This window comes from Lysinibacillus sp. 54212 (assembly GCF_036662795.1).
Lineage (GTDB): Bacteria > Bacillota > Bacilli > Bacillales_A > Planococcaceae > Lysinibacillus_B.
Genome location: NZ_JBAFWZ010000032.1, coordinates 1 through 13,679 on the forward strand (window position 1 = coordinate 1; position 13,679 = coordinate 13,679).

12 protein-coding genes are annotated in these 13,679 nt (G+C 38.1%); 4 read left to right on the forward strand and 8 right to left on the reverse strand.

Translation table 11 applies throughout. From position 1 onward, the window contains the following. Positions 1-257: 257 nt before the first annotated feature. The 4 genes from V4T18_RS16180 to V4T18_RS16195 form a co-directional block, all read right to left on the reverse strand. Positions 258-1,103, reverse strand: a complete 846-nt coding sequence (locus V4T18_RS16180; RefSeq protein ID WP_332651178.1) for a DegV family protein — start codon at positions 1,101-1,103, stop codon at positions 258-260. Positions 1,104-1,233: 130 nt separating this feature from the next. Then, on the reverse strand, positions 1,234-1,749 hold the full coding sequence (locus V4T18_RS16185) for a DUF4440 domain-containing protein (RefSeq protein WP_332651180.1): 516 nt from the start codon (positions 1,747-1,749) through the stop codon (positions 1,234-1,236). Between the two features lie 348 nt (positions 1,750-2,097). Then, positions 2,098-2,772, reverse strand: coding sequence for a response regulator transcription factor (locus V4T18_RS16190; RefSeq protein WP_332651182.1), 675 nt, complete (start codon positions 2,770-2,772; stop codon positions 2,098-2,100). Between the two features lie 48 nt (positions 2,773-2,820). Next, positions 2,821-3,975, reverse strand: a complete 1,155-nt coding sequence (locus tag V4T18_RS16195; protein ID WP_332651184.1) for a sensor histidine kinase — start codon at positions 3,973-3,975, stop codon at positions 2,821-2,823. A gap of 173 nt (positions 3,976-4,148) precedes the next feature. Between V4T18_RS16195 and V4T18_RS16200 the strand changes: the two genes are divergently transcribed. Both V4T18_RS16200 and V4T18_RS16205 read left to right on the forward strand, forming a co-directional pair. Then, entirely contained in the window at positions 4,149-4,793 is a 645-nt protein-coding gene (locus V4T18_RS16200; protein ID WP_332651186.1) for a YigZ family protein, read from the forward strand. Between the two features lie 84 nt (positions 4,794-4,877). Next, entirely contained in the window at positions 4,878-5,924 is a 1,047-nt protein-coding gene (locus V4T18_RS16205) for an LCP family protein (protein ID WP_332651188.1), read from the forward strand. Between the two features lie 303 nt (positions 5,925-6,227). Here the strand turns inward: V4T18_RS16205 and V4T18_RS16210 are convergent, their stop codons facing one another. Next, positions 6,228-7,271, reverse strand: a complete 1,044-nt coding sequence (locus V4T18_RS16210; RefSeq protein WP_332651190.1) for a glycosyltransferase family 4 protein — start codon at positions 7,269-7,271, stop codon at positions 6,228-6,230. Positions 7,272-7,753: 482 nt separating this feature from the next. Between V4T18_RS16210 and secA2 the strand changes: the two genes are divergently transcribed. After that, positions 7,754-10,117 (forward strand): accessory Sec system translocase SecA2, encoded by a 2,364-nt coding sequence (gene secA2 / locus V4T18_RS16215; RefSeq protein ID WP_332651192.1) that lies wholly within the window; start codon positions 7,754-7,756, stop codon positions 10,115-10,117. After that, a complete protein-coding gene (locus tag V4T18_RS16220) occupies positions 10,117-11,013 on the forward strand; it encodes an accessory Sec system S-layer assembly protein (protein WP_332651194.1) in 897 nt (298 codons plus the stop codon). The genes secA2 and V4T18_RS16220 overlap by 1 nt, the downstream gene beginning before the upstream one ends. A gap of 136 nt (positions 11,014-11,149) precedes the next feature. On the opposite strand, the gene V4T18_RS16225 is transcribed toward V4T18_RS16220, so the two are convergent. From V4T18_RS16225 to V4T18_RS16235, 3 genes are all read right to left on the reverse strand, one after another. Beyond that, positions 11,150-11,572 carry a hypothetical protein gene (locus tag V4T18_RS16225; protein ID WP_332651196.1) on the reverse strand — a complete coding sequence of 141 codons (423 nt, stop codon included), beginning with the start codon at positions 11,570-11,572 and terminating at the stop codon, positions 11,150-11,152. A gap of 253 nt (positions 11,573-11,825) precedes the next feature. After that, positions 11,826-12,308 (reverse strand): C40 family peptidase, encoded by a 483-nt coding sequence (locus V4T18_RS16230; RefSeq protein ID WP_332651198.1) that lies wholly within the window; start codon positions 12,306-12,308, stop codon positions 11,826-11,828. 369 nt (positions 12,309-12,677) lie between these two features. Continuing rightward, entirely contained in the window at positions 12,678-13,643 is a 966-nt protein-coding gene (locus V4T18_RS16235) for a C40 family peptidase (RefSeq protein WP_332651200.1), read from the reverse strand. Positions 13,644-13,679 lie beyond the last annotated feature (36 nt).

A 13,679-nucleotide genomic window follows, 5' to 3' on the forward strand; every position in this document is an offset into this window, starting at 1 on the left:
TGTGCGGATAGCTACTCCTTTTGTTCGGATAGACCTCGCTTTTGTGCGGATAGCTCCCCCTTTTGTTCGGATAGACTCTCGTTTTGTGCGGATAGCTACCCCTTTTGTTCGGATAGACCTCGCTTTTGTGCAGATAGCTCCCTTTGTTCGGATAACCACCGCGCTTGCAAACAAAAATCCACAATCAACCGAAAGTTCTGAAGGTAAATAAAAAAGCAGCTTCTACAATAAACATTGTAGAAACTGCTCAACTATAATTATTCTTTTTTCATCCAGCCTAAAGCTAGTGCACCTTCACCTAGATGCGTGGCAATTACTGGACCGAAATAGCTAAATGTAAAGTCGACTGTTGGATAATCCTTTTGCAGCTGGGCCATCCAAGCTTGTCCCTCTTCCTCACAATTGGAGTGAATGACTGTTGCTTGTAATGATCCATAGTTTTCCACTGCTGCAGCAATCAATTCCTCCACACGACGCAATGCTTTTTTGCGTGTACGGATTTTTTCGAATGGCACAATTTTCGTATCAACGAAATGTAGAATAGGCTTAACTTGAAGAAGTCCACCTATTAATGCCGCTGCTGCAGATAGTCGACCGCCACGTTGTAAGTGAGCTAGGTCGTCTACAATAAAGTAAGCATCCATCGATTCCTTTAAATCATCCAGCTTTGCAAGTATCTCTTTTGCAGAAGCTCCTTGTTCCGCCATTTTTGCCGCTTCAATAACAAACATTCCTTGAACTGAACAAGCTACCTCACTATCAAATGCATATACATCAATATTATCAACCATGTCACCAGCTTGTACAGCTCCTTGATACGTACCACTGATGCCACTCGATAAATGAATCGTTACTATTTCATCATAATCTTTAGATAGTTCTTCAAAAAGTTCAACAAACTTCCCTACAGGTGGTTGTGTCGTTTTTGGAAATGCTTTTGCGTTACGCACTTTTTCGTAAAACTCTGAAGCTGTAATCGTTACCTCTTCTTCATAAGTACCGTCCTCTAAATTGACGCTAAGCGGTACCATTCGTATGTTATAGCGTGCGCGTTCATCCTCTGTCAAATACGCTGTACTATCTGTTACGACTGCAGTTTTCATACTCCCACTCTCCTATGCTCATATATTACCGTATCTACAAGTAATTGTGAATGAAAAAATGTAAAAGCGTTCTGTGAAGGAATGGCTCTTTTCATCACAGAACGCCTAATAATAAAAAATATAAATAAAATTAATTATTCCCAATATAATAAACACTCGATACTTTCCATGAGCCTTCTTCCTTCACAAAAACTGTTACTTGACGCCCCTGACTTTTTAACTCAGTGTCAGTCGTTTCTTCTGTCATTTCGATATTTAAATTTGCAAATACTTGCGCTTCTTGTTCGTTATATTTCACAATAGTAACGTCATCCGCTTGACGATTAATCTTGTATTGAGAAAATTGCTTTTTTGCCTCTTGTAAATCTTTTTCGTAATCAAACCCTTTTGCATTTTTGGATAATGTCGTTGCATAACGATCAATATCTTCTGCGTTAAAGGCATCAATGTATTCATTAAACACAGCAACAATGTTTGCTTTTTCAGCTACCGGAATATCCGCAGCTTCTTCAATCGACTCTCCTAGCACTTCAAAGCCAATCGATTCTTTTTCCGTTTCTTCTGGATCTTTGTTACTCTGTTCCTCTTTATTCCCACAAGCAGTAAGGACTAAGCATGCCGCTACTACTAATAACCATTTTTTCATTGAATAACCCTCCCGCGCAATATTGTAGCATAGTTCGCTATTTTAGGACATTTGTTTTACTTTTTCTTTATGACGTTATCGTAAAACGAATTGTTGCATGAGAGGTCACTACAAAATGGTGAAAGGTATTTTAAAGGGCTAAGAGTCTCAGCCAAGAAAAGCGGGAGCGCCCCGTATAGCCCCGACAAGCACTGGAGAAAGGCTCCTAGTGTGCTTGCCACACGTAGAGACTTTCGAAGTGACCTCGAGGGGCTGGGCGCTCGAGCTAGATAAAGCTCAAACAAAAATTCATCCTTTATACTATAAAAACCTACTAAAAGCTCAATACTTTTAGTAGGTTTCATTCATTTATCGTACTTCTACCCAACCATTTTTGATTGCTGTTACAACGGCTTGTGTACGGTCGTTTACATTCATTTTTTGCAGAATGCTTGAAACGTGGTTTTTAACTGTCTTTTCTGAGATGTATAATGATTCACCAATTGTACGGTTACTTTGACCATCTGTTAAAAGCTGAAGCACTTCACATTCACGCTTTGTAAGTAAGTGGAATGGGCGGCGGATTTCCGTTTGATGGAAATTACCTTTATTTTCATGCTCTGATAATCGACGGAATTCGGCAACTAAATTTTTCGTTACTTTCGGATGTAAGTAAGACCCTCCGTTTGCCACTACTTTTATTGCCTCTACAATCTCATCGGCATCCATTTCCTTCAGCATATAACCTAGCGCACCTGATTTAAGTGCATGCGTCACATACGATTCATCATCATGAATCGATAACATAATTACTTTTGCATCTGGGTGCATGGCGATTAAGTCTGAAGTTGCATCTACACCATTTTTTCCTGGCATATTAATATCCATTAGGACAACATCTGGCATATTGGCATTATACAAATTGATTACGTCTGAACCGTCATCCCCTTCTGCTACGACTTCAAACGTATCTTCAAAATCTAAAATACGTTTAACTCCTTCACGGAATAATTGATGATCATCCACGATAATAATTTTTGTCATTTCATTTACCCCCTATACAATAGTTCGACTTTTTTAATTATTCTTCTACTACTCTTTTACATCCGAATAAGGAATTTTAAATATTACAATCGTTCCTTTATCAATAGCACTATGAATTTCCATTCGGCCATTGAGTAAATCAACACGTTCTGTCATGCCAATTATACCAAAGGATTGCTCCTTCACAACGGATTTATCAAAACCTTTCCCGTCATCCTTCACAACAATATTTACGCACTCTCTGATCCACTCAAGCTTTACGGATATTTCTTTTGGCTTGCCATGCTTGATGGCATTGGTTACACATTCCTGCACGAGACGAAACATGGCAACCTCGTGCTCTGAGGAAATTCTTTTTTCCTGCCCTTGTGACAGAAAATGAATTTGAACTCCAGGATTATATTCCATAATTGTGGATAAATATTTCTTCAACGTCGGAACGATTCCTAAATCATCTAATGCCATAGGTCTTAAATCATATATTATTCTCCGTACTTCGGAAAGGGCATTTCGTACCGTTACTTTTAAATCATATAGCTCATTCATAGCTTCCTGAATGCCTTTTTCGCGATATGTACGCTCAATTAAATCAGAACGCATTAGTACATTTGCCATCATTTGAGCTGGGCCGTCATGAATTTCTCTCGATAATCTTTTCCGTTCTTCCTCTTGTGCAGCAATAATTTTTATACCGAAGTCCTGCTTTATTTTTGCTTGCTCTAATGCTAAACTAACATTTTTTAAATCAGAAGTTAAATAATTTATAACTACATTCACCTGATTGACTAAATGATTCGCACGTTCAATTGTATCATATAACGCTTTCAGCCGACGTTCTAAATCATCTCGTTTTTCACGCAATTGCTTTTCACGCTCACGAACTATAGAAAGCTTTAATTGAAAATTATTTGCCGTTTCATATGCATCTCGTACTTGTTCTTCTGTATAATTATTAAAAGCTTTACTTACTTGGACGAGTCTTTGCTTAGAAAGTTGCGCTCTTGCTTCTAAATGGTCCGCTTCATCAATTAAAAGAGAAATTTCTTGTCGAACAATTTCAAGCTCTTTTTGCATTTCCTCGAAGCTTCTACGGCTTTGTTCGCTTATAATGAATATATCGTCTTTAGAGTTAGTAATTGTTTCGAGCATTCGATTGAATATAACATCGAGTGAAGCAATATCAAATTTTTCATTCGAAAACATTAGTATTCCCCATTCTTCTTATGTGTGACGATTCCAATTTATAAATTGGAAATTACACCTTTTTACGACTAAGCATAATAGTTCTACTCTATTATAGCATTTTCTAAACATATTATAAGTATTTACTCTCATACTGAACAGTATATTTTTTGTTATTTTAAGGAGTTTTAATAATGCGAAAAGACTATAGAACCGTCAAAGGTTACGGTGAAAAAGAGATCATCATTTCTAAATCTAAATTTATATGCTATGTGAATCGTGCTGAAACTGAGGAAGAAGCACTAACATTTATTGAAAAAATTAAAAAAATGCACCCTAATGCAACGCACAACTGCTCATGTTATATGATCGGCGAGCATGACCAAATTCAAAAGGCAAATGATGATGGGGAACCTAGTGGTACTGCAGGCGTTCCTATGTTAGAGGTCTTAAAAAAACAAGGCTTAAAGGATACGGTAGTTGTTGTTACTCGCTATTTTGGTGGCATTAAACTCGGTGGAGGCGGCTTAATTCGAGCTTATAGTAAATCGACTACGGAAGGAATCCGTGCTGCACAAGTTGTCGAACGAAGGCTGCATCATTTAATGAAGGTATCTATCGACTATACGTGGCTAGGTAAAGTAGAAAATGAAATTCGTAATTCGAGCTATACATTACACGATATCCAATATACAGAAGGAGTCGATTTGTATATTTTTGTCGAAAAGGTGGCCGAATCGACTTTCACTAATTGGATAGTAGAGCTAACAAGCGGACAAAGCACAATATTATGCGAAGATACACAATTTATAGAATTTGTCTTATCACAAAGTAATTAACATTTACGGTACTGATAAAAAGTTGTATAATAAACTTTATTAATTTTTTACTGTACGATTTCTATTAATATAAGGAGAATTACTATGAAAAGAACCTTTGGGAAAAAGGAGAAAGGCTCTTCGAAGCTGTCACTTTTTCTAAAAATAACATTAATTTTAGCAACGTCCCTCCTTATTTGCGCGACAACATATGCCGTTTATTTAACAAAAAAAGCGGAGCAGGCTGCAAATAATGCATACGAAAAGATAGAGAACAGAGATATTTCAGACAAACGCGAGGCTAAAGTAGAGCCCCTAAATGATAACATCTCTATTCTATTTATTGGGATTGATGATAGTGAAAAACGTGGGCAAGGGGCGGACACTTCTAGGTCAGATGCTCTAATGCTTGCCACACTAAATAATAAAACAAAAACAGTAAAGCTACTAAGTATTCCACGAGATTCGTATGTTTATATTCCTTACAGTGGTTATAAGGACAGAATTAATCACGCTCATTCAAGGGGCGGCACACTCGCGACAATTGAAACGGTAGAAGAATTATTCGATATTCCAGTTGACTATTACGTTCGCATGAATTTTAATGCATTTATCGACGTGGTAGATGCACTAGGTGGAGTAGAAGTTGAAGTACCGTATGATATAGTGGAGCAAAATGAATCTGATCAAAAGACAATTAGTCTAAAGGCTGGCTTACAGGAGCTAAACGGAAGTGAAGCATTAGCACTAGCCCGCACTCGAAAAAAGGATAGCGATATCGAACGAGGCAAGCGTCAGCAAGAAATCATAAAGGCGATTACAGCAAAGGTCGCATCCTTTTCATCCATTTCAAAATATGATGATGTACTCGAAGCAGTTGGCGATAACATGAAAACAGATATGACATTTGATGAGATGAAATCTATTTTTAGCTACCTATCTCAAGGTGTTCCACGAATTGATTCGCTAACATTAACAGGCGATGATGACTGGTCTGCAGGTCCTTATTACTACAAGCTAGATGAAGAGGCCCTAGAAGAGACAAAGCATATTTTACAAAGTCATTTAGGTATCCTACCAGATTCCTCAGATGTATCTGGTACTAGATCGAATGATCACACTGAACAAACGCAAGTTGAATCAAAGTATTAATTACAAAGCTATGCCCGCTTACGATAACATGTAAGGGGGCTTTTTTATGACGTTTTTAGTTTAAATAGGCATTCTCACCAAAATTTATTTTGCAACGACAGAGCAGCCCCTCTAGGTCGAGGTCACTTCATCTCCTCGGTCGATATGATAGCAGGAATGATGCTTTCTTTCGATTCCGGGCTAAACAGAGCGCTTCTGCCCTTCTCACCATTATCAAAATAGATGATTGCTCCCCATAACAAATCACCCCATAAAAAAAGCTATCATTCACATAGAATGACAGCTCTCTTATATCCACTAGTCTTACTTATTAAACATCCGAACAAAATTGATGAGTGGTCGATAATTCTTACCAGCTAGTCCAATCACTTCAACGAACAGCTCTACTGCCACTAGAATAACTGTAATAAGTAAAATCGCTCCCCAAACCTTTGCCATAGAGAAAATAATAGCACATAGCCCGAACATGATTGCGATACTATAAATAAGTAGCACCGTTTGACGATGAGAAAAACCTAAATCAAGCAAACGATGATGCAAATGTGACTTATCAGGATCCGACCATTTTTGTTTCATACGTAGACGACGCACGATGGCAAAGAATGTATCAGAAATTGGTACACCTAAAATAATAACTGGAATTATAAATGATACCATCGCTAGATTTTTAAAGCCTAATAACGATAGGACTGCAATCATAAATCCTAGGAATAGTGCACCCGTATCACCCATAAATATTTTGGCTGGGTGGAAATTATAAAATAAAAAACCGAACGAGCTTGCTGCTAAAATCGCTGCAGTTGCAAGTACAAAAGGATTGGCCATAATAAATGCCATGATAGCAAGTGATACTAAAGCAATAGTAGAAACACCAGCAGCTAGCCCATCAAGACCATCAATTAAGTTAACAGCGTTTGTAATAGCAATAATCCAAATAATTGTAAAAGGAATACTTAAAAAACCAAAATCCAACACACCATCGAAAGGTAAGTTAATTTCTTGAATTTGTATATCACCTAGGAATACGATGATACATGCCGCTACTAATTGCCCAATCATTTTTGCTTTCGCAGACAATTCATACATATCATCTAAAACACCTGTAATGACAATAACTGTAGCACCTAAAATAATCGCTAACAGATATTCACTATCAGGTCTTAATACAGCTATTCCAATTAAAAACGCACCAAAAATAGCTAAGCCACCTAAACGAGGCATAATGCGTGCGTGCACTTTCCGATAATTAGGCGCATCCACCGCCCCAATTCGAAATGCTAAACGCTTTACTAGTGGAGTTAGTAAAATGGCAGATAGGACCGCCACGATTAAAGACACGTAAATCATGTCTCTCCTCCTTAAGAAAATTAAATTCATTTATAGTGTAGGAACATTGTGATTCATGTTCAAATTTAAATAGCACATCTGTTCAGGTGTGCAATATATAAGCGATTTAAATATCATTCAACATAATTTGGAAATCGAATGAAATCAATCCGAGTACATTATAGCACGTATGCTTTATAAAACATAGCTTTTCTCTCACATTACCGAAAGAATACACAAGATATTTATTTCCATAAATTCAAAATACTAAAACAACGATATTTATTTGGTTTCTCGACTATATGTCATAGATGCTTAAGCGAATTTCAAAGCTAGTTAATTAAACTAGCTTTTCAGGCGTCCCTAGAAAAGCAGGCTAGCGCAACGGAAATCAACCGACAGTGGCTGAGTCCGCCCTATCCTTCAGTAGTCATACCTAGCAAAATTTGATAGAATAACAAAGTGTCTACTATATGTAGGCAAAGGTAAAGGAGCGTAATATCATGTTCTCAATGTTCACTCGTAAAAAAGAGCAAACAAGTGCTCGTGAATTAAAAAAATACTATAAAATAGTAGATCAAATTAATAAGCTAGAAGCAAACTTTTCCACTTTGACAGATGAAGAGCTTCAGCACATGACAATAATTTTTAAAGATCGTTTAGAAAAGGGCGAAACAGTTCAGCAAATTATCCCTGAAGCTTTTGCTGTTGTCCGTGAAGCATCGAAGCGAGTGTTAAACATGCGCCATTTTGATGTTCAATTAATCGGCGGTCTCGTGTTAACAGAAGGAAATATCGCCGAAATGCCTACTGGCGAAGGGAAAACATTAGTAGCTTCCCTACCGTCCTATGTACGTGCATTAGAAGGTAAAGGTGTCCATGTCATTACGGTAAATGATTATTTAGCTAAGCGTGACTTCGATTTAATCGGACAAATTCATCGATTCTTAGGTCTTACTGTTGGACTAAATGTACCAATGATGGAGCCCGATGCAAAAAAGCGTGCGTATAATGCTGATATTACATATGGTGTGGGTACAGAATTCGGCTTCGACTATTTACGTGATAATATGGCACATTCAATCGCAGATAAAGTGCAGCGTCCTTACCATTTCGCGATTATTGATGAAGTCGATTCTGTATTAATTGATGAGGCAAAAACACCCCTGATCATAGCCGGAAAAATGGCTGCTAATGAAGAGTTACATCGTATTGCCGCTCTACTAGCAAAACGCTTTAAACAGGATGAACATTATGAATTTGATGATGAAACTAAAGCAACATCTTTAACTGATAAGGGCATCGAAATGGTTGAAGCTGCGTTTAACGTCGACAATCTTTATGATTTAGAGCATCAAACGTTATACCACTACGTTATTCAGGCCGTACGAGCACATGTAATGTTCAAGCGAGACGTAGATTATATTGTACGTGACGATAAAGTCGAACTTGTCGACATGTTTACAGGTCGTATTATGGAAGGACGTTCACTGTCAGACGGACTTCATCAAGCGATTGAAGCGAAAGAGGGCGTCACAATCACCGAAGAAAATAAAGCCCAAGCACAAATTACGATTCAAAATTATTTCCGTATGTACCCAAATCTTAGCGGGATGACGGGTACTGCCAAAACACAAGAGCAGGAAATTCGTGATGTATACGGAATGGGCGTTATTCAAATCCCAACAAATCGTCCACGTCGTCGTATTGACCAACAAGATATTGTATTCAATACAATCGAAGCTAAGTACGAATTTGTCGCACAAGAAGCCCTACGCCGTCATGAAAATGGACAACCTATTTTAATTGGCACTACGTCAATCTTACAATCGGAGGCCGTTTCTAAGTATTTAAAAAAATACAGTTTACAGCATCAAGTATTAAATGCAAAAACGGTGGAGCAAGAGGTAGAGCTCATTTCTGAGGCTGGTCAAAAGGGACGTATTACTGTTGCAACGAATATGGCAGGTCGTGGTACGGATATCGTATTAGGTGAAGGCGTTGAAGAGCTTGGTGGCCTTTACGTAATCGGGACAGAAAAGCACGAAAGTCGCCGTGTAGACAATCAGCTTCGTGGCCGTTCCGGTCGCCAGGGTGACCTTGGTGAAAGTCAGTTTATTCTGTCCATCGAGGATGATATGTTCAAACGATTTGCAAAAGATGAGGTAGAGAAGTTTACTAAGAAAATGACTGTCAATGAAATCGGTCGTATTAACAATAAGGAAGTACGTGAGCTTATTGATCGGACACAACGAATCGTTGAAGGTGCACATTTCTCGATGCGCGAATATAACTTAAAGCTAGATGATGTTATTAATGACCAACGAGGTGTAATTTATTCATTACGAGATAGTGTTCTACGTCATGAAGACTTAATCGGAATGTTGAAGAAAATGCTAGAGGAAACAGTAGACTTTGCTGTTCGAGATAATGCACCAGAAGAGCTTGATGTAACCCAATGGAATTGGGATAAGATGGAGCGTACTATCAATTCGCTATTCTTAACTCCTGTAACGATCGATCGTCAAGAAAGCAAGGTTTCACGTATTTTAGCAAGCTTACAGCCACAAATTGACGAATTAAAGCAAATGATCGATTCTTATGAGGAAAATGAGCAAATGATGAACGTCATTCCGCAAGTAATGCTGCCTTTCATTGACCGTATGTGGGTCAAGCATCTAGAGCAAATGGCCCATTTAAAGGAAGGTATCGGCTTACGACATTATCAACAAGAGGATCCGATGCGTATTTATCAGCGTGAAGGACTCGAATTATTCGGTAAGAACTTCCAGGAATTACGTCGAAGCATCGTAGAAGAGCTCGTTATATTTATGAAATCATTACAGCTACAGGAGGAAGAAGTATAATGGGATTATTTTCATTTTTCAAGAAAACAGATAAGGTAGGACGAGATAGCGCACTCGACTCAAACGAGCTTGTAAAAGACGGCAAATCTGCTGGTAATAAGCAAGAAGTGAAAACAAAACTTTCCTTCCACCCAGAATGGAATGTACCGCAAGAGCAGCAATATGTGTTCAACTTTTTAGCAAATGACTTACAGCCGTTAAAGCCAAACCAATTATCACTTTCTGCAATTAACATCGAGGAAGACGCTAGGAATGGTGCATGGAACGTCAAAGCATTTTTCCGTTCATCCTTAAACCAAGCCATTGAGCTAGGTGAAATCGAGCTATTTATTTTAGATAAGGACGATAATCACTTAGCGACTAAAATGTTCAACTTTAAGGAACTTGGTGTAATTCCTGCAGAAAGTGCACGCCCATGGGTATTCGTATTCGATAAGGCGGCATTAGAAACGGATACGGTTCCTGAAGAAGGTTGGAAAATTGCATTTAACTTAATTTCATTACGTGGTCATCAACTAGATTTAGACGAATCCTGGAAGCAGCAATTGCCAAAAGAACAGCAAGAGGCTCTAGCAAATATAGTAAAAGACCTACCAAAGCTAGGGAAAAAAGAAGTAAACTTTACGGGTCTTCAGGCAAGATTAAATGACGATAAAAGTCTACATGTGTCCATCTTCATTCGTAATGGCAATGACAAAGCAATCAACCTTGAACAATTACCACTTGAAATCATTGATGCTAATGCTAAACAGGTTGCAAAAGGATCATTTAAAATGGATCCCGTACTAACAGTTCAACCAAACGCGACTAAACCTTGGACATTTATTTTCCCAGCCGAGTTAGTCGATGCAGAAGATGCAGACTTTTCTCGTTGGACAGCTCGCGTTACCCAATAATTTTTCTTGATTAAGAATTGAATCGGATGCTCAGAATATTTTTTCTGAGCATCTTTTTTTGATTGAAGCTGCTTTGATTGTTACGAATTCGGAACGTTGTTTTTAGGGTGTGAGATTCGGGCTCAGTTTTTTGGATTCAATGTGGGTTTTGTGCGGATCGGGGGTGCTTTTGTTCGGATGGAGCTCCTTTTTTTTGCGGATACGTGCTGCTTTTGTTCGGATCGCTCGCCTTTTGTGCGGATAGACCACTCTTTTGTTCGGATGGAGCTCGCTTTTGTGCGGATAGGCGTCCTTTTTGTGCGGATGGCTCGCCTTTTGTGCGGATAGACCACTCTTTTGTTCGGATAGCTCCCTTTTGTGCGGATAGACCACTCTTTTGTTCGGATGAAGCACTCTTTTGTGCGGATGGAGCTCCTTTTTGTGCGGATACGTGCTGCTTTTGTTCGGATGGAGCTCCCTTTTGTTCGGATACGTGCTGCTTTTGTTCGGATGGCTGGGCTTTTGTGCGGATAGAGCCTCCTTTTGTTCGGATGGCTCGCCTTTTGTGCGGATAGACCACTCTTTTGTTCGGATGGCCCCCTTTCGTACGGGTGGACCACTGCTTTTGTGCAGATGGCTCCTTTTTCCTCGGCTAGCCAACCTAACATCCCGTATACATTTTTTCCATATAACGACATTGATACCGTGCGGGGGCTACTATATGTACTCAAGTTGTATTACGAAATGTAGGCAAAATAAAAACTCTCTACCGATTTGATAGAGAGTCAAAATGTTGGATTTATTTTTGAATAATAGAATAGTTAATAGTAAGTTTAGTCTACGTCTGCTACGCGTTTAGCACCTACGTAGCGTGCACCCCAGTAATATTTATCATTGATATTAGTAGTGACAACACCTTTACTTGTTGAAGAGTGGATAAATTTGTTATTTCCTACATAAATGCCCACATGTGAAACAGCACTGCGACTAGATGTTTTGAAGAATACTAAATCTCCTTTTTGAAGATCAGCTTTCTTAACTGCTGTTCCTTTTTTATACATTTCTCCAGAAGAACGTGGTAACGATACACCTAACTCCTTAAAGACTTGACGAACATAACCCGAGCAGTCAAAGCCTTTTGATGTTGTTCCACCGTATGAGTATTTAACACCAATATACTTTGAAGCGATAGATGTTAATTGTGAAGAAGTAAAGTCAGCTGCCTCCGCTCTCTTTTCTCCAACTGGCGAAAAGAAAATCCCAAAGGCTACAAGCATTGATAATATACCATTTCTAAATAACGTACGTTTATTCATTAATAAACCTCCAACATGTATAAGTAATTTTCTGAAAACTTAACTGTTATTAGATTAACACGACTTTTCCAGTTATAACATTACAGTTATGTAACAATAGAGTTACATAAGACCTCATATGTAATATTGTTACAACCTTCGACAAACCCTTTTATACCAACGTTTTGTAATAGTTATACAAATTGCCACCTAAATATTATTTTTACAAGCCAATATAACGATATATTACATTTGTAACATTTGTAATATAAAATCATGTAAAAATGACCACTACTAACAGCGGATTTACGAACTATTTAAGGAACTCTCCCTATTCTGAGTAAGAAAGACATAAAAAATCGACTCCTCGAAAGAAGAGTCGATCTCTGTTCACTTTATTGAATTAAAACGCTTAAATGCAACCATTCGTGAATCCCAGTATTCATAAGACAGCTTTGAAATTTCTACTCCTTTTGAGCCTGCGTGTATAAATTCATTATTTCCTATATAAATACCCATATGTGAGATTGTTGGAATATAGGTATTTTTGAAAAATACGACATCGCCAGGCACTGGATTCTTCACAATCGTTGTGTCGGCTAAGAAATAATCAAGACTACTTTTTCTTACGATACCCATGCCTGCATTCTTATAAACATAATTGACAAACCCACTACAATCAAATCCTGCTACAGTATTGCCACCAAATACATACGGTACCCCAATTTGCTGTTTTGCGACCTCGAGCACTTTAGTATACATTGCTTGTCCATTAGAGGAAGGAGCCTTTACTATTGGCGTTTCACTAGCAAGCTGACTTTCGATCGCTTTATCTACTTCAGACTCAACTTGCCCACTATTTTCCCCATTTGAAGAGGAGTTATTATTTCCTGTAATAGGCTTTAAGTTGTCGCTCGCTATCAGTGTTCTCTTGCTTACGACTAATGATTGACCAACAAAAATGGAATCTGACTTTAAGTTGTTCCATGCTGTTAGCTGTGCAACAGTTGTTTTATATTTTTTAGCGATTTTTGTTAAATTATCTCCTTTTACCACCTTATACATAATAAGCTTCGCAGTAGTACCATTAGGCTTAATCGTGTCTGAAGGATTGATCACCTGTCCTCCATTTTGATTGGACTGCTCACTTGCAATAATTAGCTTTTGGTCTACAAAAATAGAATCATTCTCTAAATTATTCCACTCTTTAAGTTGGGCTATGGATATATTAAATTTCGACGCAATTTTTGATAAAGTATCACCCTTTTGCACAACATAAGTAGACGCCTCTGCTACAGGTGCTACAACAACAGTAGATGCTAGTGTAACCGCTAATAAAGCCTGCCATTTTTTCATATGTAAATCGCACCTTTCTTTATAAATCTTTTAGCT

Excerpts from the sequence above, each read along its gene's own strand:
- V4T18_RS16235 (WP_332651200.1), bottom strand. The coding sequence starts at position 13,643 with ATGAAAAAATGGCAGGCTTTATTAGCGGTTACACTAGCATCTACTGTT.
- secA2 (WP_332651192.1), top strand. The coding sequence starts at position 7,754 with ATGTTCTCAATGTTCACTCGTAAAAAAGAGCAAACAAGTGCTCGTGAA.
- V4T18_RS16200 (WP_332651186.1), top strand. The coding sequence starts at position 4,149 with ATGCGAAAAGACTATAGAACCGTCAAAGGTTACGGTGAAAAAGAGATC.
- V4T18_RS16230 (WP_332651198.1), bottom strand. The coding sequence starts at position 12,308 with ATGAATAAACGTACGTTATTTAGAAATGGTATATTATCAATGCTTGTA.
- V4T18_RS16205 (WP_332651188.1), top strand. The coding sequence starts at position 4,878 with ATGAAAAGAACCTTTGGGAAAAAGGAGAAAGGCTCTTCGAAGCTGTCA.
- V4T18_RS16190 (WP_332651182.1), bottom strand. The coding sequence starts at position 2,772 with ATGACAAAAATTATTATCGTGGATGATCATCAATTATTCCGTGAAGGA.
- V4T18_RS16180 (WP_332651178.1), bottom strand. The coding sequence starts at position 1,103 with ATGAAAACTGCAGTCGTAACAGATAGTACAGCGTATTTGACAGAGGAT.
- V4T18_RS16220 (WP_332651194.1), top strand. The coding sequence starts at position 10,117 with ATGGGATTATTTTCATTTTTCAAGAAAACAGATAAGGTAGGACGAGAT.
- V4T18_RS16195 (WP_332651184.1), bottom strand. The coding sequence starts at position 3,975 with ATGTTTTCGAATGAAAAATTTGATATTGCTTCACTCGATGTTATATTC.
- V4T18_RS16210 (WP_332651190.1), bottom strand. The coding sequence starts at position 7,271 with ATGATTTACGTGTCTTTAATCGTGGCGGTCCTATCTGCCATTTTACTA.
- V4T18_RS16185 (WP_332651180.1), bottom strand. The coding sequence starts at position 1,749 with ATGAAAAAATGGTTATTAGTAGTAGCGGCATGCTTAGTCCTTACTGCT.